The 25973-nt window shown below is 57.3% G+C and carries 23 protein-coding genes and 3 pseudogenes; 13 read left to right on the top strand and 13 right to left on the bottom strand.

Annotated elements, in window-relative coordinates:
* Nucleotides 1-146: 146 nt before the first annotated feature.
* Both PR018_RS25375 and PR018_RS25370 read left to right on the top strand, forming a co-directional pair.
* Nucleotides 147-1067, top strand: a complete 921-nt coding sequence (locus PR018_RS25375) for a LysR substrate-binding domain-containing protein (protein ID WP_142832399.1) — start codon at nucleotides 147-149, stop codon at nucleotides 1065-1067.
* A 183-nt stretch (nucleotides 1068-1250) separates the two neighbouring features.
* Nucleotides 1251-1780 (top strand): annotated as a pseudogene (locus PR018_RS25370) (IS5 family transposase); the annotation flags it as partial.
* Nucleotides 1781-2784: 1004 nt separating this feature from the next.
* Here the strand turns inward: PR018_RS25370 and PR018_RS25365 are convergent.
* Entirely contained in the window at nucleotides 2785-3690 is a 906-nt protein-coding gene (locus PR018_RS25365) for a LysR family transcriptional regulator (RefSeq protein WP_142832402.1), read from the bottom strand.
* 249 nt (nucleotides 3691-3939) lie between these two features.
* Between PR018_RS25365 and PR018_RS25360 the strand changes: the two genes are divergently transcribed.
* Nucleotides 3940-4551 (top strand): FMN-dependent NADH-azoreductase, encoded by a 612-nt coding sequence (locus tag PR018_RS25360; RefSeq protein WP_244615583.1) that lies wholly within the window; start codon nucleotides 3940-3942, stop codon nucleotides 4549-4551.
* Between the two features lie 143 nt (nucleotides 4552-4694).
* Here PR018_RS25360 and PR018_RS25355 read toward each other — a convergent pair whose 3' ends face one another.
* A complete protein-coding gene (locus tag PR018_RS25355) occupies nucleotides 4695-5024 on the bottom strand; it encodes a hypothetical protein (RefSeq protein WP_142832404.1) in 330 nt (109 codons plus the stop codon).
* A 170-nt stretch (nucleotides 5025-5194) separates the two neighbouring features.
* Here PR018_RS25355 and PR018_RS28420 point away from each other — a divergent pair.
* A pseudogene (locus PR018_RS28420) lies at nucleotides 5195-5391 on the top strand (Hsp20/alpha crystallin family protein); the annotation flags it as partial.
* A gap of 588 nt (nucleotides 5392-5979) precedes the next feature.
* Here the strand turns inward: PR018_RS28420 and PR018_RS25345 are convergent.
* The 3 genes from PR018_RS25345 to PR018_RS25335 form a co-directional block, all read right to left on the bottom strand.
* Nucleotides 5980-6459: a DUF4142 domain-containing protein gene (locus PR018_RS25345; RefSeq protein ID WP_142832405.1), complete on the bottom strand. Its 480-nt coding sequence runs from the start codon at nucleotides 6457-6459 to the stop codon at nucleotides 5980-5982.
* 11 nt (nucleotides 6460-6470) lie between these two features.
* Complete coding sequence (locus PR018_RS25340) at nucleotides 6471-6638, bottom strand: hypothetical protein (RefSeq protein ID WP_153816498.1); 168 nt, start codon at nucleotides 6636-6638, stop codon at nucleotides 6471-6473.
* Between the two features lie 176 nt (nucleotides 6639-6814).
* Nucleotides 6815-8578 (bottom strand): sensor histidine kinase, encoded by a 1764-nt coding sequence (locus PR018_RS25335; protein WP_142832406.1) that lies wholly within the window; start codon nucleotides 8576-8578, stop codon nucleotides 6815-6817.
* An 871-nt stretch (nucleotides 8579-9449) separates the two neighbouring features.
* Here PR018_RS25335 and PR018_RS25330 point away from each other — a divergent pair.
* The gene (locus tag PR018_RS25330; protein ID WP_279621505.1) at nucleotides 9450-10481 is read left to right on the top strand and encodes an ABC transporter substrate-binding protein; all 1032 of its coding nucleotides are present in this window, start codon (nucleotides 9450-9452) and stop codon (nucleotides 10479-10481) included.
* An 87-nt stretch (nucleotides 10482-10568) separates the two neighbouring features.
* On the opposite strand, the gene PR018_RS25325 is transcribed toward PR018_RS25330, so the two are convergent.
* Nucleotides 10569-10799: a hypothetical protein gene (locus tag PR018_RS25325; RefSeq protein ID WP_279621521.1), complete on the bottom strand. Its 231-nt coding sequence runs from the start codon at nucleotides 10797-10799 to the stop codon at nucleotides 10569-10571.
* 152 nt (nucleotides 10800-10951) lie between these two features.
* Nucleotides 10952-11381: pseudogene (locus PR018_RS25320) on the bottom strand (transposase); the annotation flags it as partial.
* Between the two features lie 251 nt (nucleotides 11382-11632).
* Between PR018_RS25320 and PR018_RS25315 the strand changes: the two are divergent.
* From PR018_RS25315 to PR018_RS25300, 4 genes are all read left to right on the top strand, one after another.
* Nucleotides 11633-12043: a type 2 periplasmic-binding domain-containing protein gene (locus PR018_RS25315; protein ID WP_142832108.1), complete on the top strand. Its 411-nt coding sequence runs from the start codon at nucleotides 11633-11635 to the stop codon at nucleotides 12041-12043.
* Nucleotides 12044-12136: 93 nt separating this feature from the next.
* Entirely contained in the window at nucleotides 12137-14572 is a 2436-nt protein-coding gene (locus tag PR018_RS25310; RefSeq protein WP_142832166.1) for a membrane-bound PQQ-dependent dehydrogenase, glucose/quinate/shikimate family, read from the top strand.
* Between the two features lie 93 nt (nucleotides 14573-14665).
* A complete protein-coding gene (locus PR018_RS25305) occupies nucleotides 14666-15652 on the top strand; it encodes an aldo/keto reductase (protein WP_142832110.1) in 987 nt (328 codons plus the stop codon).
* 66 nt (nucleotides 15653-15718) lie between these two features.
* Entirely contained in the window at nucleotides 15719-16504 is a 786-nt protein-coding gene (locus PR018_RS25300) for a carboxymuconolactone decarboxylase family protein (RefSeq protein ID WP_142832111.1), read from the top strand.
* Between the two features lie 50 nt (nucleotides 16505-16554).
* On the opposite strand, the gene PR018_RS25295 is transcribed toward PR018_RS25300, so the two are convergent.
* A complete protein-coding gene (locus PR018_RS25295) occupies nucleotides 16555-17445 on the bottom strand; it encodes a LysR family transcriptional regulator (RefSeq protein ID WP_142832113.1) in 891 nt (296 codons plus the stop codon).
* 164 nt (nucleotides 17446-17609) lie between these two features.
* Between PR018_RS25295 and PR018_RS25290 the strand changes: the two genes are divergently transcribed.
* The 4 genes from PR018_RS25290 (at nucleotide 17610) to PR018_RS25275 (ending at nucleotide 20611) form a co-directional block, all read left to right on the top strand.
* Entirely contained in the window at nucleotides 17610-18005 is a 396-nt protein-coding gene (locus tag PR018_RS25290; protein ID WP_142832115.1) for a (R)-mandelonitrile lyase, read from the top strand.
* 364 nt (nucleotides 18006-18369) lie between these two features.
* Nucleotides 18370-18717, top strand: a complete 348-nt coding sequence (locus PR018_RS28600; RefSeq protein ID WP_425064179.1) for a (R)-mandelonitrile lyase — start codon at nucleotides 18370-18372, stop codon at nucleotides 18715-18717.
* A 22-nt stretch (nucleotides 18718-18739) separates the two neighbouring features.
* On the top strand, nucleotides 18740-19813 hold the full coding sequence (locus tag PR018_RS25280) for a PQQ-dependent sugar dehydrogenase (RefSeq protein WP_244615548.1): 1074 nt from the start codon (nucleotides 18740-18742) through the stop codon (nucleotides 19811-19813).
* 36 nt (nucleotides 19814-19849) lie between these two features.
* Nucleotides 19850-20611, top strand: a complete 762-nt coding sequence (locus PR018_RS25275; RefSeq protein WP_142832116.1) for an SDR family NAD(P)-dependent oxidoreductase — start codon at nucleotides 19850-19852, stop codon at nucleotides 20609-20611.
* Between the two features lie 227 nt (nucleotides 20612-20838).
* Here the strand turns inward: PR018_RS25275 and PR018_RS25265 are convergent, their stop codons facing one another.
* The 5 genes from PR018_RS25265 to PR018_RS25245 all read right to left on the bottom strand — a co-directional run bounded on the left by PR018_RS25265 (nucleotide 20839) and on the right by PR018_RS25245 (nucleotide 25896).
* Entirely contained in the window at nucleotides 20839-21999 is a 1161-nt protein-coding gene (locus tag PR018_RS25265) for a glycosyltransferase (protein ID WP_142832118.1), read from the bottom strand.
* A gap of 242 nt (nucleotides 22000-22241) precedes the next feature.
* Nucleotides 22242-22631, bottom strand: coding sequence for a hypothetical protein (locus PR018_RS25260; protein WP_161991020.1), 390 nt, complete (start codon nucleotides 22629-22631; stop codon nucleotides 22242-22244).
* A 10-nt stretch (nucleotides 22632-22641) separates the two neighbouring features.
* Nucleotides 22642-24009 (bottom strand): glycosyltransferase family 39 protein, encoded by a 1368-nt coding sequence (locus tag PR018_RS25255; protein WP_142832121.1) that lies wholly within the window; start codon nucleotides 24007-24009, stop codon nucleotides 22642-22644.
* A 584-nt stretch (nucleotides 24010-24593) separates the two neighbouring features.
* The gene (locus PR018_RS25250) at nucleotides 24594-25361 is read right to left on the bottom strand and encodes a COG4705 family protein (RefSeq protein WP_202617219.1); all 768 of its coding nucleotides are present in this window, start codon (nucleotides 25359-25361) and stop codon (nucleotides 24594-24596) included.
* Nucleotides 25362-25518: 157 nt separating this feature from the next.
* Nucleotides 25519-25896, bottom strand: a complete 378-nt coding sequence (locus PR018_RS25245) for a hypothetical protein (RefSeq protein WP_202617220.1) — start codon at nucleotides 25894-25896, stop codon at nucleotides 25519-25521.
* Between the last annotated feature and the right edge of the window lie 77 nt (nucleotides 25897-25973).

Here is a 25973-nt window from a genome sequence, read left to right as displayed (position 1 = left end):
ATCGGCGTCGGACTTCATAGGCAGTCTTTGTATAAGCGCCCGCTATCTGTTCTTCGCTGACAAAAATCGTTGCGGAAATTTAATACCAGTGCAACGATAGCGTTGAAAGCTTGCCCAACGCGACGCAGCGTCCTATAGAGGGGACGATGAAAGACTTAAACGATCTGTACTACTTCGCGGTTGTCGTCGACCACGGCGGGTTCTCGCCAGCAGGGCGCGCGCTCGGAATTCAAAAATCTCGATTGAGCCGCCGCGTGCTTCTCCTAGAGCAACGCTTGGGCGTCCGTCTCATCAACCGTTCATCCCGCCACTTCTCTGTAACCGACGTGGGGCGCGCTTTCCATGAGCGATGCGCTGCGATGCTGATCGAAGCGGAAGAAGCCGAACAGATTGTGGCAGCGGTTAAATCAGAACCGCGCGGTGTAGTGCGCATGAGTTGCCCCTCAGGACTACTTTCATTGCAGTTCAGCGAAATAATTGCGCGTTTCATGATGCAAAACCCTAACATCCAAGTGCAGTTGGACGGGACAAACCGTCGCGTTGATGTGATTGCAGAGGGGTTCGACCTGTCTATCCGCGTTCGTTTTCCTCCACTTGAGCCGACCGGTCTTGTTATGAAAAAGCTTGACGAGAGTTTACAGTGTCTTGTTGCGGCGCCTAACCTATTGAGTTGTCAAATCAAATCGCCCGTCGACTTAAAGAGCCTATCCAGCCTTGATTTGGGACGACGACAAAGAGAGTACGCTTGGAAACTGCACCACGCCAACGGTGAAGTTGCAATTATTCCCCATTCACCAAGATTGGTGACAGATGACATGTCGACCCTTCGTGATGCAGCTCTTTCGGGTGTTGGTGCCGTACAACTTCCGACCGTCTTCATTTGCGATGATATAAAAGCAGGGCGCCTAATACATCTTTTGCCTGATTGGAGGCCAGAGGCAGGTATAGTTCACGCTGTCTTCCCCTCGCGGCGCGGGCTCCTTCCATCGGTTCGGACGCTTGTCGATTTCCTTGCTCATGAATGTGCAGTCCGTCGAACGCACGCCAATAAGATAGTACCCCCTTAACGGTTCCAAGCCGTGGGAAGCTGCCGAGATCAAAACGTCAGAATTCTTCCCAGGTGTCCTCGACCGCGACATCGCCGCCGAACGCCTTCGCGACCTTCCCCATCATCCGTGTAGTCTAGGCGGTGTTCCCATAAACGGGGTTCATCTTATTGACGATGTGTGGTTCAATTTCCTTGAAAGGAGATTGCCACGCGCCGTTACGAATTGAGCGACGAAGAATGGGCTATCATTGCACCTCTTTTGCCGAACAATAGCCTTGGAATTGAACGTGTCGATGACCGCCGGGTGATCAACGGCATCCTCTGGCGTTTCAGGACTGGTTCGTCTTGGCGAGATGTGCCGGAGCATTATGGCCCGCGCACGACGCTTTGCAATCGGTTCTCCCGATGGCGCAAGGCGGGTGTCTGGGATCGTCTTCTGGACGCCGTTTCAAAGCGTTACGATGAAAATATCGTGATGATCTACAGTTCTTGTGTTCGCGTTCACCAGCATGGTGCCAACGCTAAAAAGGGGGATCTGCCGATCCTTGCGTGGGACGTTCGCGCGGCGGCCTGACGACAAAGATCCACGCTCTTGTCGATGCAGATGGCAGATCGGTTCGGCTTAAACTCACCGCTGGCCAAGCCGCCGATGTACCGATGGCTGAAAAGCTGTTGAGCGACCTGCGGCACGGCGCGACGATCCTCGCCGACAAAGCACATGACACCGACGCATAGGTGTTTAAGTCCCTCGCCGAGACCTGCGGTCGCTTCAGCCATGGTCTCATCCTTTACACGACCAGCTTCGGCATTTCGACAGCGCTCGTCGTCCGTCATACTGCGTTGGGTGAAAGCCTCTTGTTCAAGACGCGATTTGGCAATGGCGTTTGTCCGAAATACCTCGACGGCCGTCGCCATTTCACTGATCTCGTCGGCACGACCGGAATATGGAATCGGCGACGCGGCATCGCCATAGCAGATGTGATTTGTTCGATTGGCCGGGCCAGGCCGGCAAACGCAAAAATGCCGTTATTACCATTCATCTTCGTTGTTTGAGCGAATGAGCCAAGTTATTGATCTTATATAAATGGGCATTGATCGTGCCCGATGGCCCCGATCGCGTAATCCGATTGACATGATCTTCCTTGGTTGATGGCTGAGCTTATTCCAAGCCTTGCAGCAGTGATCGACGATATCGTCATACTATGTGAAAACCGGTTGGCAGCCATTGTAGCGCCTGAATTGCCATACGTTCTAATGGGTTGAGTTCAGGGGAACGCGGCTACAAGAATAGCAAGGTGATGTTTTTCGGCACGATCAGCTTGGCCAATGAGTGCCAGCCCGCCTGATCAAGGATCAGCACCGCGTGCGCATCGGGATCGACCTCGGCAATGATTTACGAAAGATGTTCGATATTATCCTGCATGTCGCACCAGGGCATGACAATGCCTGCTCCCTTGCACTTCTTTGGGCAGATCGTACACCGCGGGGCATCAGTGGATTGAGCATCTGCTTGGACACTGGCAGGTAGACGCAATTGACGTCCTTACTGCGGCATTCGTGGTGTCAGTCTCCCGGAATCGCTGGTAAAAGAAGATCCGAAGTTAACCGGCCGGCTCACGGTAGCTTGAATATTTCCTCCGGATCGAATTTTTAAACTTAACCGCTGTTTTGGAACTCTGTCGCCTCCAGTGGTGTTCGTTGAAAACCGTAGTTACGGAAGTGTTTACGACCCAATTTTAGCATTTAGTGCCCGAGCATTGCTTGAGACGATCGATCATCCAGCGGCCTGCGGGGCCAGGCGGTGTGTCGACCCGGTAGACAGCAGACATCGGCAGCTTCAGGCCACCTAGCGGTATGTCCTGGATGGAGAGTTGCACAAGGCGTCCCTCCTCGATGTCCTTCCGCACGGCATGCAGGGGCATGCCACCCCATCCGAGGCCGCTGATGAGGAATGCGTGCTTGGCAAACAGATCGGCGAGGCGCCAAGTTAAAGGCGACATGACGCCGAACTCACGGCCTGCTGACAGGTCGGTCCGATCCGTCAGCACCAGTTGGACATGTCGTGCCAGATCTTCCCGGGGGATCAAGCCTTCATACGCGGCGAGTGGATGGGTTGAGGCGGCGACCATGACAAATTCAACGCTGGCGAGACCCTCTCCAACTAACCCTGAGGGCAATGTCGGCAGCGAAACTACCAGCCCGAAACTGGCGCGACCATCGATCAACGGCTGCACAGCCCCGCCGAGGGCCTCGACATAAAGCCGCAGCGGAGTAGCGGGAAACTCCCTCCGAAACTCGTGCGACACATCGGCGATCACCGAAATGGGGAAGAAAACGTCGATGACGGCAGAAAGCTCCGGTTCAAGCCCACCTGCTATGCCTTTCGCCCGCGCCTTCATGCCGTCGACGGCGCTGACGACGGATCGCGCGTCGACCAGCAAAGCGTTGCCCTGCGCCGTCAGCCGCGGATAACGGCCGGTCCGATCGAACAGCATGACTGCCAGCTGGGCCTCGAGGTTGGCGATCGTTTCACTGACCGCCGACTGCGTCCGGCGCAGCCGGCGGCCTGCTGCAGAAAAGCTCCCTTCGTCGGCGGCCGCCACAAAAGTCCGCAATTGGTCGAGCGATAGGCCATCGAGCATGCCATCCTCCATTATAGGCTGAACCGATAGGTCTTATCGAATGATACCGGCCAGCTCCTCCAGTGCAAGTCTGGCGCCGATCGCTTACCGTTGGCAAACATATCGAATTTACCGATGGATACCATCGAGACGTCATGGCTTCTCAGATGTAGAGCTGCGTGACATGGATCTCTGATGATAAAGACGCTCAGACATTTTTTCACACGCACAGCCAAGGCCGATCAATCCGGGCAAATGGAGACTTTTCCCATGACAACCATCCTCCACATCGATTCCAGCATTCTCGGCGGCTACTCGGTGAGCCGAACGCTCACAGCTGAAATCGTCGCCAAGCAGGAAGCGCTGCATCCGGGCGCGCGGGTTATCCGTCGCGATCTGGTCGTCGACGCGGCAATGCATTTATCGGATGCCCATCTCGCTGTATTCCAAGGTGGCGAAGTCGGCAATCCCGCCCTCGGCCAGGATCTTGCCACCGGCGGCGCCTATATCGACGATCTGTTTGCTGCGGATATCATCGTCATCGGCGCACCGATGTATAACTTCACCATTCCGACGCAGCTGAAGGGCTGGATCGACCGCGTCTGCGTTGCCGGCCGCACCTTCCAATATGGCGCTAACGGCCCCGAAGGACTGGTCAAGGGCAAAAAGGTCTACCTGGCGTCGGCCCGTGGCGGTGTCTACTCGGTTGGCAGCCCTGCCGCTGGTCTAGATCATCAGGAAACCTATCTACGCGGCGTGCTCGGCTTTATCGGCCTCACCGACGTGACTATCATTCGCGCGGAAGGCCTTGCCTTGGGTGAAGATGCCAAGGCAGCAGCGGTATCCGCCGCCAAAGCCCAAATCGAAGCGCTCGCCGCCTGATCCTGTGTCGATTGCCGGCAGCCCCTTCGGGAACCGAGGAGCTGCCGGCTGGTCTCGACGGTGATAATGTGAAAAAATCGGGCAGCTTTGGCTGCCCGATCGCGTGTCAGGAATGGACAGCCGATCATCAGCTTGAAGGTCTGTCATGGTTGGTTACCGCCTGCCGGATGTTCCGGTTCAACAGCGAGAGTTTCTCTCGGATGTTTTGGTAGGCTTTTTAGCGGTGAAGCTTCACAGATAGTCGAGACGTAGCTCATGCCTGCGCGGAAGGCCGCACGACAATGTCGCTGATTGTCCACGTTGTCCGTCTGCGCGATGGTGAGGGTAATCGCGCGCGCAATCTTGTCGGGCGTTATCGCCGTGCGCGCAAGAACGTCTGTTGTCGTTTGTCCACGACCCTGGAGAATTCCGTTCTCGCTCACGTTGTTTCGCAGCATATTAAACATGAATTCATGAATTAGTTGGGTCGTCACTTTTCTTCGGTGCGCTAGGGGAAATCAGTTGAGGCTTCGATTCGAGCGGCAGACGGAGAGGCAATGATGTCATAACCTTTCCGCCCGTTGACCATCGCTGGAGCCGCGGCAGGCACTCAAATTCTTCCCAGTTTTCCTTGATGGCAGCATTCCCGGAAAAGGATCGTTAGTTCTCCGAGCGCTACTACTGTCGTTTCGAGCGCCGCACCCTCGTCGGCGTCGAAGTCGATGAGGCCAAGGTTAAGTCCAGCTTTAGGGACGGCATTTTGACCGTTACTCCTGGTTGAGCATGCGCACGCAGCCCGACGACTTGCCGAAGACTGAGAAGGCGCAGACGCAGGTCATGCGGATCGCCGTCAAGAGCTAACCGGACCCGCCCGGCGGCCAGCCTTATTGGGGGACCGCTGGCATGCTTCGCCAACAGGGAGGGATAAATGATGGAGATTATCAGATACACACATCACCCAAGCAAAAGACCGCCTTCCGGCAGCAGGGCCTCCAATGATAACCGGCGAAAGCGTCCAGTTTTCGGCCGCTCCGTATTTCCCCGAAGATGCCGTCTCCCGCATCTTTAAACTATCACGCTCGGCGACGACATCGAGCAAAGCGCGGATGAACAGCTGGCGGCTCGTCTTCGAGCGCCGCGCGCCGTTCATCGAGAGTTTGATGGGAGATACGGGCAGCTTGAACCGGACATCCTACCCTCACTGTGATTCGGCATAAATAGCCCTATCAACGTTTGGAATACCAAAGGTTATTACGCGTATCGGCATTGGGACTCTTTGCTGATTTACCATACATGAAGGCCTTCGTTTTGAACTTACAAAGCCCTCACGCATAGGTCACCGGATGTCAGAACACCAGACCTGGCAGAAGAGCGACCGACGAGCAGCCGCTTCCTAGACACCTATTTCTTGAGATCCTGCGCCATCATCAGATGATGTTCCAAGGCAGGTCAGGTGGTTGCTGCCCACGTCTTCAGGTCGGCATTGTCGCCACCATCGCCGTACCGCTTGAAGAGATCCACCGCGTCCTTATGTGCGGAAACCTGGTCGGAGTGATATTGTTTGTTGAAATCGTCACCCTGCAAGCCGTTGAGTTTGTCGAGCATGCTTTGCTGGGAAGATGTCATGGCGGCGGGAATTACTGCCTTGACCTTTCCTGCGTCGACCATTTGCTTTAATTCGGTCGAAGTCTTGGTATGATCAGTAATCATCTGTTGCGCGAACGTTTTTGTAGAGGGGTCAGCCCGCTCGACCGCGAGCTTACTGGAAGCGATTTCAAACAGGTCACTGGTAGCGGCCTCGGCAACGAAATCTTCGGTTTTAGGAGCGCTGCCCAACAGAGAGTTCACGCCTGTGGATTCGGCAGCCGACTGAGCGAAGGCGCCAGTTGAAATCATCAAAAACATTGCAGTGACTGCGATCTTGTTCATTTTCTTCTCCTCTATGCGTTTGAAACGTGTGAGGCCCTAAGGGCGCGAAGTCTTGCGGTCTTTTCAGCTGCTTCCGCCAGGCGCCTGCTCTCCGCAGCGAAGGCGATTTCCTTAGATTTTTCAGCCAAAAGCCGCCGCTCTTCTTTCGTCAATTGAAGGCGTCGTTTTTTCTCTTCCATGATTTACTCCGTCCCTAACGATGAATTTGTACGAGACTTGGAGTAGTTAGGACGGTCTAGATAGCTTTCCAGTTCTGTCCGGCAACGGACCGATGTCCCCACGAGCGGCGGACATCGGCTGGACGATTTGATTTGGAAACCCGGAGCCGCCCCTGACGGGGCAGCGCATGGCGTTATTATCTTGGGGCTCGCAATCCAGCAGATGGCGCCGTGAGTTGACAGACAACACCAGTCACTTTGTAATCAACATGGACATCAGCCGCCATTTCGATCGCCAGGATCTGCTGAATCATCCTGGATCCAAACCCTTTTCGCTCGGGCGGCCGAACCGGTGGGCCATCATGCTCGGACCAGGTGAACCGGAACTCAGGGTCGGGAGCGCCGGTCTCAGAGCCAGACGACCAGGTGATCCTGATACGCCCGGAGGGCTCGCGCAAGGCCCCGTACTTGACGGCATTGGTGCACATCTCGTGCAAGGCCATCCCAAGCGCCAAGGCGGCTTTGGAGTGGATCATCAGATCTGGCCCCGAGACGCTGAACTGAGACGCCTCCGGATTATCGAAGGGTGTGACGGCTGCCGCCACGAGCTCGGCAAGACTGGCGGCTTGCCAGTCGTCCTTCATCAGCAATTGATGGGCTCCGCTCATCGCGGTCAGTCGTTTGCTGAAAATCTCAAGCGCTTCGTCCGTGCGCTCCTTGTCCCGGAAGGTCTGCCGAGCAACCGCCTGGACGGTCGTTAAAAGGTTTTTGACGCGGTGGTCGAGTTCGCCGACCAGCAATTCCCGCTGCTTCTCGGAGCGCCGCCGCTCCTGGCGGGCGGCAACAAGCTCATCCATGAACCGGTCGATCGCCGAGCCAACCACCCCGAACTCGCCATCCCGTTCGTCCATGCCGGTGCGCGCGCCGACATCATCCTTCTGCCAGGCCTTGATGGTTGTGACCAAGCGGCTAACCGGCCGACGCACGAGCTGGGTGCTTGTGAACCAGGCTAGAAAATAGGCAGCAATGACGCCCAGGAAAACGATCGCCAGACTGATGTAGGTCGAGCGGTTCAGGTCGGCATAGAAGTCAGCGGTAGAGATGCCGGCACTGACATAGAGGCCTGCCGCATTACTTGCAGGCGGATAATAGCCAAGGATGCGGTTTGTCCCGTCCTGGCTGCTGACTTCCAGTGTGCCGGGAGCAAAAGCGCTGACCAGCCCCAGGTATGCGCTAGGGATTCGAGTGCCGACAAATCTGTCCGGAAACGGTTCCCGCGCCAGGATGACGCCGTTGCGATCCGCGACGGTCAGTGCGTTGTTACGACCAAAATCGCGCTCTTTCAGGCGTGCCGCCAGCCAATTCAGATCCAGCGCACCGACGACCACGCCAGAGATGCCTCCCGTGTCAGCCGTGATCGGCAATGCCAAAGGCAGGACGTTGGTGCCGGACACCCTACCCTTTGTGAATTCGCCAACAACGAAGGTGCCTTTGCTCATGGCTTCGCGAAAATAGGGCCTGTCGCCAATTTTGATGCCGAGGCCCTTCCCGTCCTGAATACAGCGCACGGTGCCATCACTATCGACCACACCGAGACTGGCAAACTGCGGCAGGCTCTTTCCCAGGCGCTGCAAATAAGTGTTGCAGCCATCAACGTTGAATTCCTGAACCACCGGAGCGGCGGCCAGGGTGGCCATCACGTTCTGTAAACCATCGATGATCCGCGTCATTTCCAGCGAAGCCAGTTCACCCGAGCGCAGGGCCTCAACCTGAATTTCGTGCTCTTTTGCCAGGCGGGTAGACGCAACATTGTAGAAAAGGATCGCCATCGCCGGGGCAAGGGCCAGCGACGTCAATAAGAATAGGCGGCGCGTTAGCCGAGCCTTAGCGATGTTCTCGTCCTCCCCCTGAAGCAGCCAGGTCCTGTCATCCGCAATTACACGGGACAATCTCTGAAACAAGAGGAAAAGCTTTCCGAAGTCAGCGCCGTGACAACGATAACGCAGGGCCCTCCCACAGGCCGTACGAAATTTGCAGTATGTGCCGGAGCCCGCGAGGCCTGTCTTCGAGAACGAGAAAGCTAGTAACGGGGCGAGCGAGTGACGATCGCTATGTACTCATGGCAACCACCCTTAAAATGGATATCCAGAAATCGCGTTGACGAACCGAAAAGATGGCAAAAGAGGAGATATCCGATCTATGGCCGCTCTTAAGGATGCGAGCGCTAGGCTGACACACTGTACACCGAGGTCTTCGCTCGGCTGACTGGCCAAGATGGAGGCCGTTTCTCCGGACAATTATTGCTGCCGTTCAAAGGATGGAGGGAGACGCGGAGCTCCCACCAAGTGGAAAGTTGCACTCGCTAGACCATGGACGAGACAGCAAGCGGATGGGAGTATTAGCTCTCGCAAATGCATGATTCCAGCGACAGCTGCATTGACGTGACAACGGTGGAACCGAAAATAGCAAGACTCCTCGCAACAAGCATGCTCGGCGGCCTGTGTGCCTGTGGAGACTAATGGCGCGAATATACCGTCAACACGCCAGTCGCAATGTATATAGCAGAGAGTCTGGTTAGAGACGGATTTTACGGCATAAATACGGCAGAGATCCATGGCAACGTATTAGCATATACCCCATTTTATCTAATAATTGCAATTGCTTATGGCGTCACAAAATCATCATTTGGCACATCACGCATTTGTGATCACGGTCTGCTGGGCCATCAGAGATACGCGGAGCAAGTGCGACACCGTACCCGTCACAGCCTCGCGCGGCCAACGAGTTACTTGACCGTTTACCCTGTAGCGAAACCGAAACCAAGGAGCAGACATGAAACGCAGGACTTTTCTGATCGGAACGACGGGTGCGATATTCGGCGCATCTCTCAACGGCATCCCGTCGGCGATGGCACAGGACGCCAAGCCTGAAAAGACCGACGTGTCTATCGGAGTGGGCGGCAAGCCCCTGTTGTACTACCTGCCGCTGACAATCGCGGAACGCAAAGGCTTCTTCAAGGAGGAGGGCCTGAACGTCACGATCAATGATTTTTCGGGTGGTTCGAAGTCACTCGAAGGTCTGGTCGGCGGTTCGCTCGATATTGTTGCTGGTGCCTACGAGCACACGATCCGCATGCAGACCAAGGGACAGGATATCGTCGGGATATGCAATCTCGGCCGCTTCCCCGGTATCGTCATTGCCGTGCGCAAGGATCTCGCCGGCGAGATCAAGTCGATGGCCGACATGAAGGGGCGCAAGGTCGGCATCACCGCGCCCGGCTCCTCGACAGCGCTGATGTTCCAGTACGCGATGCTGAAGAGCGGATTGAAGGCCGACGATGCCTCGATGATCGGGATCGGCGGAGGTGCAGCCGCACTCGCAGCCTTCAAGAGCGGTCAGATCGATGCCCTATCGCATGTCGATCCTGTCATCGCCCAGTTGCAATATGACAACGACATCGCCATTCTCCTCGACACCCGCACGGAGGCCGGCACCCGGTCCCTGTTCGGCGGCCCTAATCCAGCTGCGACGGTCTATATCAAGAAGGAGTTCACTGTCGCCAATCCGGTGACCACGCAGCGCACCGTCAACGCATTCATGAAGGCGTTGAAGTGGATTGGGCAGGCCAGCCCCGAGGATGTGGCCAGCGTGGTGCCAACGGAATACCAGCTGGGTAACCGCGATCTGTACATGCAGGCGTTCAAGAACTCGAAAGAGATGTACTCGCTGGATGGTCTGGTCACCAAGGAAGGCTACGACTCGATGATGGGCGTGCTGAAGACGCTCGATCCAGGACTTGCCAATGCCGATGTTCCCTTCAGCAAGACCTTCGATCCGACGTTTGCCAAAGCGGCGAAGACTTGACCGGCCCGGAGATCATGGAACGTTAGCCTGACGTGAATGCCAGAGTGGAGCAGAAACCTACCGCCCACTCTGGCAACAGCTATGGGATCACGCAGCTTTCAGCGCGATCCGCCGGCGGTGCAGGACAGGCTCGGTGTAGCCGTTCGGCTGATTGCGGCCTTCGAGCACCAGTTCAAGCGCCGCCTGGAACGCGATGGAGGCATCGTAGTCCTTTGCCATCGGCCGGTAGAGCGGATCGCCTGCATTCTGACGGGTTGACGATTTCGCACTCAGAGGTACCCGATCCGGGAAAAACCGGTTCGGTTCGGCGTGGATCAACAAGTCGACTGCGCGTCGCAGCAAGAAAAATGGCTTGCCCGTTCAATCTTATCCATGGATGATTCACTACACATCAGGTTGAAATGCGATGCTTGTACGAATTTGGCTACTCATAGCCGGCGACTGGAAAGATCAATCCGACATCATCGGGAGAGATGCATGCCAACTGGGACTGGAACCTCATCTCGCAAGCGTCACCGACACCAGTGTTTGGCAATTTGCTCGCTTGCCCAGCATCGGAAGCATATTGCGCGCGACCCCGACCGAGTGATCGCCCTTTTTAGGCAGACCGGTGTCATCAATCACCAGAAACGCATCGGATGCACCAACGATCCTGTCAGCCTGTCGCGCAAGCTCGGTCTCAAGAGGCGCAGCATCCCAAACGCTGTCGGCAATGAAATGGTGGAGGCGGTCATACTTGCCTGGAGCAAACCGTTCCGCCATCGGCTCGATGGTCTTGCGGTCACCGGGACCGATGAGCCCGGATAGGTAAAGCGGACACATCTGTCATCGTTTCTTGTGTCCCAGCTGGTCCAAAAATGGCTGCAAAAATGCTGAATGCTCCGTATCCAAATCGGCCATATCGCGCTCCCAATGAAGAGAGCGAAAATCATCGCAAACCAGCCTTGCCTCAAACTGCCAAAGTAGTGCTTCTATAATGGGCCTTTTGTTCGTCAAGTACCCTCCGATACCAAAATCTCGTCACCAGAATCATGCTTCTGTCCGTGGTCAACACGAAGGTCGCCACACTATTCCTTATGATCAGAACCGGCAGGTCAATCTAGGCGACGTGGATTGCCGAAGCCTCACAGCACTACTTACGACCTTGCCAATTGTATTTTCAGCGTCACAATGTACCTGTCACACCGTATGAAATAATCGATCACGCGTGCGTCAATATTCGCCACAAGCCTTCCGGCGCGATTTATGCCTGGGAGTTTGTTCAGGATGGAAAGGAGTTTACGGTCAAGGGCAACGGACAACTGATTTTCAACAGTATCATGCATGTCATGAACGGCGCCATCGAAGGGTTAGAACTGGCATATGTGCCTGAGGAACCTGCCGCTCCACATTTAGCAGACGGCAGGATTTTTCAGGATTTCATCTATACTATCGAAATCGCTGTCAGGCATCCCCCGCGTTTACCGTATTCGTTGATGCACTACGGTATCGCATCTAGCTTAGAGGGCTGTCCACCTTTTCGATCAACAAAGCGCGCTCCATCAACGATGATCTCCATCTGAAACCAAATATCTCAATTCATGCGTGCCGTGCATATGTTTATGCATGAATCACGAAATAGTCGGCATGAATCCTCCATGTTAGCTTCAAGGCATATGGCCGGCGCGCGCCGTCGTGCCCGGGCCTATAACACAGGGAGAAGAAAAATTTCTCATTCACTTTCCACACGAGCTGGGGTGGTTGCGCTTGCTGGCCTCGGCGTTCTCATCATCGCAATCGGCCTGTTCCTGGCCATTGGCGGCTTATACCTGATCACTCTTGGAGGATCGTGGTATTTCGCTCTGGCTGGTGCGGCACTCCTTGCCTCCGGTTATCTCATTGCTCGACGGCGACCTTCAGGGGCCGCTGTTTTCCTTATCGTATTTTTCGCTACGATCGTGTGGGCGATATGGGAAGTCGGGTTCGACTTTTGGCCGCTCGTGTCCCGGCTTTTTGCGCCTGCTGTCATTGCTCTGCCCGTTCTGCTGGTTACGCCTGCCCTGCTCCGTGGTTCGCGCCGACGGTTCAAGGCTCCTTCCTACGGTTTGGCGGCTGTTATCCTTCTTGCTCTTGCCGCGACCACATATTCGGCCTTCCAGCCTCATCCAATCGTGACCGCAGATGCCGCGTCGCAGCCTGTTCCTGGCGCCGCTGTTGGTCCGATTGCAGGCACCAGTTGGTCCTATTGGGGCCGAACACCCTCTGGCACACGCTATGCCCCAATTGATCAGATTACTACTGACAATGTCTCAGGCCTGCGAGTCGCCTGGACCTACCGCACGGGTGAAATCCCTAACCCGGACAAGGGCGAGGGTTTTGTCACAACGCCGCTATTTGTGAACGGGCTGCTTTATGGCTGCACCCAATCAAACGCCATCTTCGCGCTGGATCCGGAAACTGGGCAGGAGCGTTGGCGGTTCGATGCCAAGGCGACCGGAAACAACCGTCCGCGTTGCCGTGGCGTCGGATATCACGACGCCTCATCGACCGGAACGCAGCGGGCTTCCGCAGCATCATCGAGCTCTGCCTTGTGCACCCGCCGTATTATCTCCACCACGGTGGATGCGCGCATCGTGGCACTCGATGCGTCGACGGGCGCGCCATGCACCGACTTCGGCGACAACGGCGTTGTCAATCTTGGCGCTGGCATGGGCAACGTCAGACCGGGCTTCTACTTTCCCACTGCCGCACCAACGATTGCCCGTAATCTGATCATCGTCGGTGGTCTTGTGTGGGACAATGCAGAGGTCAATGAACCATCCGGCGTCGTGCGCGCTTTCGACGTGCGCACCGGAGCGCTTGTCTGGGCCTGGGATCTTGGCAACCCCAACATTACAGGCCTCCCGCCAGCAGGCGAAGACTACTCGCGCGGAACGCCCAACGTCTGGTCGACACCTGCCTATGACGATGCACTTGGGCTGATCTATCTGCCGACCGGGAACGCGACACCTGATTTCTGGGGCGGCCATCGCACCGAAGCGGACGAGCGATATTCCTCATCAATCGTGGCACTGGATCTGGCAACCGGTCGCGAGCGGTGGCGCTTCCAGACGGTGCATCATGACATCTGGGACTTCGACGTCCCGTCGCAGCCGGCGCTTTATGATGTCCCGGATGGCAATGGCAGCACCATTCCAGCCCTGATCCAGACAACCAAGACCGGCCAGATATTCATGCTTGATCGGCGGACCGGAAGTCCGATTGCCGACGTTCAGGAACGACCCGTTCCTCAAGGCGGCGTCGCCGACGATCACACCTCGCTGACGCAACCGTTCTCGTTGGGCATGCCCACCATCGGCGTGGAGCGTCTCACCGAGGCGCGTATGTGGGGGATGACACCGCTCGACCAGTTGGCCTGCCGCATCGCCTTCAAGAAGGCGCGATACGAGGGCCCGTTCACGCCTCCTAGCGCCAAAACCACCATCCACTTTCCCGGCTGGTTTGGCGGCATGAACTGGGGCTCTGTTTCGATTGCAGAAAACCTCGGCTATCTCATCGTCAACGACATCCGCACCGGCACCACCAGCCGTCTTGTCCCTCGCACCGAGTTCGACGCCACCCACAGTGGTCCAGGGTCGGAAGGAGCTGGTGGCAGGCAAGCAGGTACGCCTTGGGGCATCGAGCAGGGCACATTCACATCAGTACTCGGCACGCCTTGCCAGGCACCGCCGTTCGGCACTCTCACGGCCATCGATCTCGCCACGCGCAAGATCGCCTGGCAGATGCCGATGGGCACCGCGGAAGATCTCGGCCCGCTCAACATGCCGACACACCTGCCCATTCCGATCGGAATGCCGACGCGCGGTGGCCCCGTGACGACCTCCAGCGGAATAATCTTCATGGCTGGCACACAGGACTACTACCTGCGCGCAATCGATGTGCGCACCGGCCAGGAATTGTGGAAGGGGCGCCTGCCGGTCGGGGCAGAAACGACGCCCATGACCTATGTCTCGCCGCAAAGCGGTCGGCAGTTCGTGCTGATCAGCGCCGGCGGGACGGGTGCCAGCAAGAAGATGGGTGATTACGTCGTGGCCTTTGCGCTTCCAAAATAACTAAGTGGACGACCTCCTGGCGTCCCATGCGTCGCCAGAGCTCTGCTCAATGTTCCAACCGAATCTTAAATGCAAGATTAAGGACGCTTTGACATGGAATACAGACATCTCGGCCGCACAGGCCTCAAAGTCAGCCCGCTCTGCTTGGGAACCATGAATTTCGGTGAATTCACCGACGAGACGACGAGCTTCGAGATCATGGACAAGGCGCAGGAGGTCGGCATCAACTACTTCGACACCGCAGATGTCTATGGCGGACCGAACGCGCCGGACATGAAGAAGGGCTGGGGCATTTCCGAGGAGATCATCGGACGATGGCTTGCCCAAGGCGGACGCCGGGAGAAGATCGTTCTCGCCACCAAGGTCTACCAGCCGATGGAGGTTGGTCCGAACGATAAATACCTGTCCGCCTACCATATTCGGAAGGCCTGCGAGGACAGTCTGCGCCGTCTGCAGACGGACCACATCGACATCTACCAGATGCACCATATCGACCGGAACACCCCGTGGGAGGAGATCTGGCAGGCGATGGAACTGCTCGTTCAACAGGGCAAGGTTCTCTATGTCGGATCCAGTAACTTCGCCGGATGGGACATCGCCACGGCTCAATCGAAGGCACAGGCCCGCGATTTCCTCGGTCTTGTTTCCGAGCAGAGCCTCTACAATCTGACGGCGCGGACCGTCGAACTGGAAGTCATTCCGGCCTGCCGCCACTACGGTCTGGGATTGGTTGCCTGGAGCCCGCTTGGCGGTGGACTGCTCGGAGGGATCCTGCAGAAAGCGGCTGATGGGCGCCGCTCCAAACCCAAGGTCACGAGGCAGATCGATAAGTTCCGTCCCCAACTGGAAGCCTACGAGGCGCTCTGCCGGAACATCGGCGAGCAGCCTGCGAACGTGGCGCTGGCTTGGCTGCTGCAAAATCCTGTCGTCACCGCTCCCATCACTGGTCCGCGCACCGTCGAGCAACTTACCGAGAATCTCGGAGCGTTGGACGTTACCCTGTCTCAAGACACGCTCGATCGCCTCGACGAGATCTGGCCGGGATACGGGGTCGGCGCACCGGAAGCCTATGCTTGGTGATCATGCCGAGAATTCGACCGGACGCCGCCCGGCTCCGAACGAGCCCACATTTGAAAGGAAACGGAAATGAACAAGCTTGCCGCTACGGCTCTCTCAATGACGCTAGCTGCCTCGCTCCCCGCGCTTGCCGATGAGGACAAGAAGCGTCTCGGGTCTGTGCCCGTCACCATGGCCGACGTTCAGTCGGTCTCACCCGCTCTGGCCAAATACACGCAGGGAGTTCTGCTCGGCGACCTCTGGAAGCGACCAGGTCTTTCGCCGCGTGACCGCAGCGTCATCACGGTTGCAGCCCTAATCGCCCGGAACCAGCCAGTCGAGATGCCGTACCACTTCAACCTGGCGCTCGACAACGGGGTCACGCCAGTAGAGCTCTCGGAGATCATTACCCACCTCGCCTTCTATTCGGGTTGGGGGAACGCAACGGGCGCAGTTACTGTGGCCGCTCAGGTCTTCGCCGCACGCGGCATCGGCGCGGACCAGCTCCCCGACGCATCCCCTGCTCCACTCCAACTAGATGAAGCTGCAGATGCCGAGCGCGCCAAGGGGGTCGAGAATAACGTTGGACCCGTTTCACAGGGCGTTGTGGAATATACAAACGGTGTCCTGTTTAGGGATCTCTGGCTTCGTCCCGGTCTTGCGCCACGCGATCGCAGCCTCATCACCGTCACATCCCTGATCGCGTCCGGCCAGGTTGCTCAGATCACTTACCATCTCAACCGCGCGATGAATGCCGGGCTGACACAGGATCAGGCCTCGGAAATGCTGACCCAGCTCACTTTCTACGCCGGATGGCCAAACGTCTTTTCCGCTGTTCCCGTGGTCAAGGACGTGTTCGAAAAGCGGCCGAGCTAATCTCGCCGCGACGCTATCGTGCCCCCTTCCGAGTGACTCGGGCACGATCACTATCGGTCACGCAGGGCATCGACGACGACCTTGAACGCCGCGGAAGACTGTCGCCGGCTCGGATAAACCAGATGGTATCCTGGATAATAAGGACACCAGTCACCCAGCACCTCGACCAACCGTCCTGCCTCGATCTCAGGTGCGGCAAGCCCTTCGGGAATGAAGCCCAGACCGAATCCATCGATCGACATGTTCCTGATCTGAGTTATGCCGTTGCAGGTCATCTGGCCATCTACCCGCACCCGGAGCTCCTGCTTATCCTTCTCGAACTCCCAGACATACAATCCGCCCCTGGTCGGCAGGCGGAGATTGATGCAGTTGTGGTGCGTCAGATCCTGTGGAACCAGTGGCGCGGGGTTCAGCTCAAGATAATCCGGCGATCCGATAACCACCATTCGCTGTTCCGGACTGATCCGCACCGCAATCATTCCCTGTGACACGATCTCGCCGAGACGGACGCCAGCATCGAAGCGCTCGGCGACGATGTCGACCAAGCCATAGTCGACGACGAACTCCACCTTGATGTCGGGATACTCATGCAGCACCTCTCGGAGCTTCGGCCAGAGAACATGGTCGATCGCAAAGTCTTCTGCGGTGATGCGGATGGTTCCGGCAGGCTTCTCCCGCAGATCCGTCAGCGCGATCAGTTCGCGCTCGATCTCTTCGAAGCGCGGGCCGACCATTGTCAGCAGGCGCTGGCCTTCCGGCGTGGCCGCAACGCTGCGGGTCGTTCGCGTCAGGAGGCGCAAGCCGAGACGCTCCTCGAGGCCGCGGACGGTATGGCTCAGGCCCGACTGCGAGACGCCCAATTTCGCTGCAGCCTTGGTGAAGCTACGCTCACGGGCGACGACGAGAAACGCGAGCAGATCGTTGACATTCTCACGCAGCATTGATGGGTACCTCGCATTAATCGAACGTCAATCTAGCAGAAATTCGCCACGACGCGATATTTTATTCATGTGCTGTGCCCATATGTCTTTGCAGAATTAGACATCTAATCCTTCTGAATGCGCTGCGCTACTTTCTTCTCAACAGGAGCAGGAAGGATCAGGCCATGGACATCACGAGAAACGGCACTACGCCCTCGAACAAAGGACCGGCAGACTGGTTCACGGGCACGGTGCGCATCGATCCCATGTTTGCAGCCAACGACGCCCGTCGCGGCTCGGCCGGAACGGTTACGTTCGAACCGGGTGCGCGCACGGCGTGGCATACACATCCGCTCGGCCAGACGCTTGTTGTGACGGCAGGCCTTGGACGCGTGCAGCGCGAAGGCGGCCCGATCGAGGAAATCCGTCCCGGGGACATCGTCTGGTTTCCACCGGGCGAGAAGCACTGGCATGGCGCCTCCCCAACGATCGCGATGACGCATATCGCGATCCAGGAGCATGTCGACGGCAAGGTGGTCGACTGGATGGAACACGTGATGGACCACCAGTACCAGGGGTGACCTGAACTTAGCGAATACCAAAGTCGAACCCGCCGGGCTCTCCGGTGCGGGATCGGAGAATGCTGTCCAATCCTTGAGAAGGAGATCGCGAATGTGCGAAGCGTGTGGTGACTTTACGCATGGGGCTAGAACGAGCCGCCGTGGCCTGCTGATCGGTGGCGCAGCGCTAGTGGCCGCGCCTCTTATGGCGATGGCTGGAAGTGCCAATGCGCAGTCCAGCGCGGATGGTCAGGCGATCGACACTGGCTCGAGCAACGTTCGAGCCTTCGCCGCAACGAGCGCGACATCGAAGTTCAGCCAGATCGAGATCGAACGTCGGGCCGTTGGGCCACACGACGTGCTTCTCGACATCCTCTACGCCGGGATCTGCCATTCCGACATCCACTCCGTCCGCAGCGACTGGGGTCCGGCGAACTATCCCCTCGTTCCAGGCGGCCACGTTACATTCGACCCCGGCGCCCGCTCTGCTTGGCACACGCATCCCGCAGGCCAGATCCTGATCGTCACATCGGGGACGGGTTGGGTGCAGGAGGAAGGCGCTGAGAAGCGCGTCATGAGGCCGGGTGACGTCATCTGGTGCCCGCCCGACGTGAAGCATTGGCACGGTGCGACCGCAACGACTGGCGTCAGCCATATCGCCATCACCAACATGAAGGACGGCACGAACGTCGCCTGGATGGAGAAGGTCTCGGACGAGCAGTATCTCGACTGACCACTGAACCGGGGAGCCTTCGATGAGATATGCAATGACATTGGCCGGGGCACTCGTCCTGGTGACCGCTCTGACATCGTTCAAAGCTCGGGCTCAGGATCTTCGTCCAGTGTCGCCTGTTTCCGCCACATCCAGCTCGGACTGGATAGCCGAAGTCGCGGCCGAAGGATTGGATTACCCCTGGGAGATACAGGAGGCTGACGGTCGGATCTGGATCACGGAAGCCGCGGGCAACGTCGTGTCGATCGAAAACGGCCGCCTGGCACGGCACCCTGTGAGGACCTCGGATCCTATCGCCCGCGAAGGCGGCGGCGGTCTGCTCGGCATGGCGCTGCCGAAGGATTTCGACACGAGCGGCATCGCCTACTTCTACCAGACCTACCGGGCTAGCGGTGGACTCGCGAACAAGGTCATCGAGGCGCGCTTCGACGGAAACTCATGGCGCGAGACACGGGTTATTATCGACGGAATTCCCGGGCACCTTCTCTATAACGGCGGCCGGGTCGCCATCGGTCCGGATGGAAATCTCTATGTGATGACCGGACAGACGGAGAACCGCCACCGCCCCCAGGGTGTCTCGAGCCTGGCGGGAAAGGTCCTGCGCATGACGGTCGATGGAAAGGTCCCGGCCGACAATCCCTTTTCCGGCTCCTACGTCTATTCCCTCGGCCATCGAAACCCTCAGGGACTTGCCTGGGATCCTGAAGGTCGCATGTTTGTCGCGGAACACGGGCAGTCCGCCCATGACGAGATCAATCTGGTACTCCCCGGACGGAACTACGGATGGCCGATCATTTTCGGCGATGAAGATCGTCAGGGGATGGAGCGACCGCTCCTGCACTCCGGCTACCAGACCTGGGCACCGTCCGGCATCGTATTCGCGGGCACCGAACTGCTTGTCGCAACGCTCGTCGGCAAGGGACTGTACGCGTTCGACGAACGGGCGAAGACCCTCAACCCAATTTTCACATCCGGCGACAGGATCCGCGACGTTCTGCCCGTCGGCCGCGACATCTACCTCATCACCACCAATCGATCCCCGCGCGCCGAAGGCCCGTCGGAGGATCGGCTGCTGAAACTGACCCGGACGCCGTAATCCGACCAACAAATCGATATGACAGGAAAACCAAAAATGACATTCGACTTTCAGAACAAGGTGGCGCTCGTCACGGGCGCTGCATCCGGCATGGGATTGGCCACAGCGAAGAAGTTCGCTGCCGCGGGTGCTGCCGTCGCCCTCGCCGATGTGAACGAAGACGCGGTCAGGGCTGCCGCCGCCGAACTGGTTGCGGAAGGCCACCGCGCCATCGGCATCCGCTGCGATGTCGCGAACATGCAAGAGGTTGAGGCGATGGTTGCCGAGACGATCGCCACCTTCGGCGGTCTCGACGCAGCCTTCAACAACGCAGGCGTCCAGAGTCCCGTGGCGGAGACGGCGCTGGCCCAAGCTTCCGACTACGAATTCGTCATGGGCGTGAACCTGCGCGGTATCTGGAACTGCATGAAGTACGAACTGCTCCACATGCGCGAACAAGGCAGCGGCACCATCGTCAACAACTCCTCCCTCGGCGGTATCGTCGGAATTGCCGAGCGCGGCATCTACCATGCCTCCAAGCATGGCGTCGTCGGTCTGACGAAAAGTGCCGGCCTCGAATACGCGCCGAAGGGCATCCGCATCAACGCCGTCTGCCCCGGGATCATCTCGACACCGATGGTCACCACCATGCTCGAGACGCAGCCGGAAGCGATGGACGTGATGATGAAGGATGTTCCGATCGGTCGCCTCGGTACGGCCGAGGAAATAGCCGACGCGGTTCTCTGGCTGTCTAGCCCTGCGTCGACATTCGTGATCGGGCACGCACTCCCGGTCGACGGCGGCTATACGGTCCGCTGAACGGCAACGAGGATACGATCCGATGACACGTAATATCGACGCGATTCCAAAGCCTCGGCCCACGAGAAAGATCGAGCTTTCTATCAAGGCTATGACGCCATAACCATTTTCTGCCGGGGGCCTGCTTGCCAGCGACACCGTCCAGTCATTCAATCTGCGAAGCATGCGTTCTCCTGCCGCCCGAACCGAGATTGTCCGGCTATCGGCATTGACGGGCGGCCTGCTCGCTACATCTTGCGCCAGGTGATGGCCGAGTTGGTCATATAGTTCCAAGCCGCGCCAATCGCTGCGCCCGCAAGCCCAGCCGCCCACCAACGTGGTTCGTTCTGATAGAAAGCGGATGAGACACCCACGCCGGCAACGACGCCCAAACTGCAGAGAGCCGCGAACATTCCAAGGCCCGTCAGAAAGCGCCAACCACGGCGGCGGCGATCCCTGTAGGTCAAGGAGTTGTTCAGCGTGTAGTTGAAGGTCATGGTAGTCAGCATCGCCGCGGCCTGCGCCGTTGGGAAGGCTACATCGGACGTGAGTAGTATTCGCAGGATGCTCAGATGGATTGCAACCCCAGCCGAGCCGACCATGCAAAACGCCAGGAACCGGGCCGAAACCGTATCCCGCGAGGCCTTGGCGATAAGCAGGCCAAGATATTCGAAGACAACGCTAGCATCGAGCTTGCTCTCGCCGTAAAGGCGCGGACTGAATAAATATGAGACTTCTTCAATCCTGATCGGCTTCGTCGACGATGCAACGATATCTAGAAGAATCTTGAAGCCCTGATGAGAAAGGCGCGGTGCGACCTCCTCGACAAACTCTCTGCGGATCATGAAGAAACCGCTCATCGGATCGCTCAGGCGAACTCCGAGAAGCGACTGGGCCAATCCGACCGCCAGCCGGCTGCCTGCATGCCGGATTTTGGAGAGTCCGTCCGACGCTCCATCCGAACTGATATATCGACTGGCCACCACCAGGTCGGCTTCACCACGACGAATCACGGCAAGCATTTCAGTGAGACGCTTCTCATCATGCTGGAGGTCGGCGTCCATTACAGCGACAATGGAAGCGGAGCTGGAAAGAATTCCTTCCAGGCACGCGCCAGCCAGTCCTCTTCTGCCCACACGGCGGAGGCCACGGATGCGTCGATCGGAAACCGAGAGCTGCCTGACCCTCTCCATCGTATCGTCGACGGAGTCGTCATCAACAAAAATGACCTCCCAATCGATGCCTTCGAGCGCGTCGCGCAGTCGCCCAACAAGGGTGGGTATGTTCTCGCGCTCGTTCAACGTCGGAATAACAATGGAAAGCGACGGCCCGGCATTGTGGAGATACGATTGGGCAATCGAAAGATCTGGATCGTCTCTAGTGAGGCGAGAAGCGGCAATCGAATTCATAAAATTTATGTCCTTCGAGCAGAAGCGAGACGAATAGCCCGATTTTCCGCATCAGCCGTTTGAGCGACAGAATTCCCCCAAACCGAGGTCAAAGACCGACGGTTTACCTTAAGCGGTGGTTCTTTCATTCAACCCTGACAGCCAACTGAACTCCGTTTCTCCTTCATCGATATTATTCAGATTTTTTTAGGTGTTAGCGCGGATTTCAAAGGACTTGAATTGGAAAACTAACAGCCACGGTGTCACTTGGTCGAGCATGAGATCAGCACCACAGAGCAATCCCGATATCCGTAACCGACCCGGTAGTAGAACTGGCCGATAGAAGCTCCATTCTTCCTGACGGTTTGGCTCCTGATATCCGTCAGCCGATCGAAATAGCGTCCGAGGTCCTGTTGTTCGACGTCCCCGCTTTTCACCCCGAACAAGATGATCGTCCGTCCTTGCATATCGGCAGGCTTGTACCAATAGCCGTACATCAGGCTGTCGTTTCCAAACGGACCGGCACCCACCGATTTCTGAATGACATCGGGACCCTGGCGGTTGTAGAATGCAATCTCGCTGGCGACGAAGTACTTGTCCATTCCTGCAAGCAGCACGCTTTGTCCCGTTTCCTTCTCGACAGCCTGCTGCACGAGGCCGACCTTATGGCCGAACGCGTCCCAAGCGACGGGAAGCGTGCGGATGTTCCCGAGATGACCGACAAGTGGCAGCCCGACGACCATGTAGTGGAGAAAAACCGCGTAAATCGCCAGCGTTCCTACACAGCCTGTTGATCGCGACCTCGAACTTGGAACGCTGGCCCGACTGGAAGATCATGGCGGCTATGGCCGGCAGAATCGCCAACCAGACGGGGCCTGTCCAGTCGAGCTTGACCTGATGCACGAAGCTGAATGCCAAGAAGACGGACAAAGGTGCTGCGGTGAACACCGTGATGAAGAGCAGCTTTCTGCGAGCTTGGACGTCGGCGATCGGGGCGAGAACGGACCGGCGGCGACGTGATACGAAGACGCCTAGCGCGGAGATCAGCCCAAGCGGTGTCAGCAAGAGTGCAGCGCTTGCCACCAAAGACGGCGTTGAAAACTTTGCAGGGTCTTCCAGCCGCTGGGTGCTCTGAAACGCAAATGAAGCCCACCCATGAATGGCGTTCCAGTAGATCACGGGAGAAAACAGTGCCAAGGCGAGGATGGCGGCAACATAGGGCTCGGGCTTCCTGAGCCAGCGGCGCGCCGGGGGGTCGAGGACGAGAAAGATCAGCGCTGCGGGACCAAGAAGCGCGATCGTGTATTTGGAAACCATTCCAAGGCCGGCGCAAATTCCGACGCCCCACCAGGCCTGCTGCCTGTCGGCGATAAGAGCACGCTCTAGGAAATAGACGGCACCAGCCCAGGCGACCGTCAGAGGCACGTCGGGCGTCATTATGAAGCCCGTGTAGAAAAAAACGGGGAGCGTGGCAGTGAGAACGATGCAAATGATGGCCGTGGATTTGCCGAACAGGTTGGCAGTGAACCGGTAGAGGAAGAAGGCTACTGCGATCCACGAAAGGTAGGCTCGGATTCGGACCCCGAATGCGGTGTTACCGAACAGGTTGGTGCCGAGCCAGATCGTCCATGCGGCCATCGGCGGGTGATCGAGGTAGCCAATATCGACGTGCTGTGAAAAATTCCAATAATAGGCTTCTTCCGGGAGAAGGTTCAAAAGCCCAAGGTAGGCCAGCCGCAAGGCCAGCATATAGCCGACTATGCCGAAGGCGGCCAGCCGCCAGCGATCGGCTGACAGAGAATCCGAAGAAGTTTGAAAAACAAAAAATCGCCCCCCAGATAGCTCACGATAGCCGATGCGCCCGCCCCGGCGACAATCGATGCTAGCGGTGGCCAGTGCAGGAATTGACTCGCATCCGAAAGGACGCCTCCTCGCAGTCAGAAACCAAGAAGGCAGATGGCGATGAAGCGCACGGCTTCTGCCGAGACCTTGGCTCCTGGAGACCGCGGAGTGGCTGGCGCCTGCGAGCAAACGACATAGCTGAAGACGGAGGAACAGACGAAACTAATCGTCAACGCAGGCAGGAAACCAACACCAAACTCGAATAGTATCTCGAAGATTAGGACATCGATCGCTAGGGCTGTCAACGTTACCCAAAGTAAGTGGCGTACTGACCTGCCCGAGTGTTCATCAATCCTAAAGCCGGCCATATCTTGGACATTTATATTCATCAACAATTCTCTGAATGAATGCGCCGAAAACAGCGTCGTTGCGGCGCACGTCAGCCAATGGTTGGCTCGAACGATGATTGGTTTACCGTGTACTGGGTTGTAATTTTGATCGTTCTGACCTGCGGGGCTCTCTGAGGTGTCCAGTTTCGTAGAATGCTCGGTGATTCCTACCCCTCACAGGGTGTGTCGACCTATCCCGAGGCAGGGCACTCCGTCACAATTATGCGAATGCCTTTAGCCCGTGGTGTATTTCGTAATGTCGGGACAAGCTGACAGTCGCCTGAACTCACCTCGACGGCCCAATGAATGTCGAACGAGTGCGACTTTCAGTGGGCATGATACCGCTCTCCTGCACGCGTTCGACGAAATTCGATGCTGAATAGGTCAAGACCCCTGCCTGGCTGGGTCCCTATCTGTTCGCCACCTGGTAGAAAGCCAGGCAACGACGATCAGCAATGCTGTCGATACCGCTGAGGCCTGCCAAGTGCCCAGTTCCAGACCACCTTTTTCAAGTGGCTTCGTCAAGAAATCGCCGAAGGTTGCGCCGAAAGGCCGCGTGAAAACAAATGCCGCCCAGAAAAGAGAGACCTCGTTCATCTTTGTAAAGTAATGCAGCATGAGAACGAGCGCGATCACCCCAGAGGTAACCAGTGCGCCTTGCATATAGCTCAAGCCAATAAAATCTACGAGCGCATCGCCAAACGCTGTGCCCAGGCTGTTTGAAAATATCACAGCAATCCAAAACATAATCTCGGTGTCACGGTCCGCGATCGGAACGACAGCCAAGTTTCCCTTGCGGTAGTACCAGACGGCAAGAGATAGTCCGAGACCTACGACAAGAACACAGGATCCGGCGACATACCCCAGTCCAAAGGTCCTATCCATCATGTCTGAAACCTCGGTTCCAGCGGTCGTCGTGGCGACGATTGCTGCCCAGAACAGACCGGAGTGAAAAACCGTTGATCTAACCTGAAAAACGAGGATAGCGATTAGCAGCACCCCTGTTATCAAAAGGCCTACGACGTAACCGAGGTTCAGTGTCTGAGAGATGAAATCGCCTGCCGTTTCGCCAAGCGTGGTTGCGACGATTTTAGCAACCCAGAAAAAGACAGTAATTTCGGCGATCTTATTTATCGCGCCTAACTTATTCATTGGTGAGCTTTCATTATGGACGGAGGCCCGTCAATCACGGTTGTTGAGCGGGGCGCCCGTTGTTGCGGACGAACTTAACGGCTTGCGTATCCTCGCGTTCGCCGGGCCTCATGCCATGCAATGAGTGAACGCGTTCCTCTCTCCAAGGAATTCTCCGCTATTTGGAAGCGGAGGTTCCTAATGTATTCATGAGCTTAAATAGCGCAGATTCCACATTGTGTACGTCGGGCTTTCCCTTGCGCAGCGAAGAGATCGCGCCGTCGGCTGCATCGTCGATTACGCCCCAGCGTTGCTTGTCTGCTGCATACAGTTTTGGTTCGGTAGCGTCCCAGGCTGTCTCAAAGTCAGTGATGCGATTTTTTGCACCGCCCAGGTCGCCCGCTTTCACGAGACGAAGCGTATCGGCCGCAATTGATTCGAAGGCCGAGAGATCGCCAAGTCCACTTTGTGTTGCAGCAAATGCGGGTACCAGCAGAGAGGTCGCCATCAGCGCCGGAGGCACCAGGATAGAGAGGATCAGCATCAGTTTTTTCATCGTCGCCTCGTGTTGAACCGCGCAGCAAGGGCGCCACGCTGCAGTGCACAATGAAGCGGTTTGCTTACAGACACCTC

Origin of the sequence: Rhizobium rhododendri (genome assembly GCF_007000325.2) — a bacterium.
Taxonomy (GTDB): Bacteria; Pseudomonadota; Alphaproteobacteria; order Rhizobiales; family Rhizobiaceae; genus Rhizobium; species Rhizobium rhododendri.
Note: the sequence above shows the minus strand (reverse complement) of the source record. Positions and strands in the feature narration are given on the sequence as shown.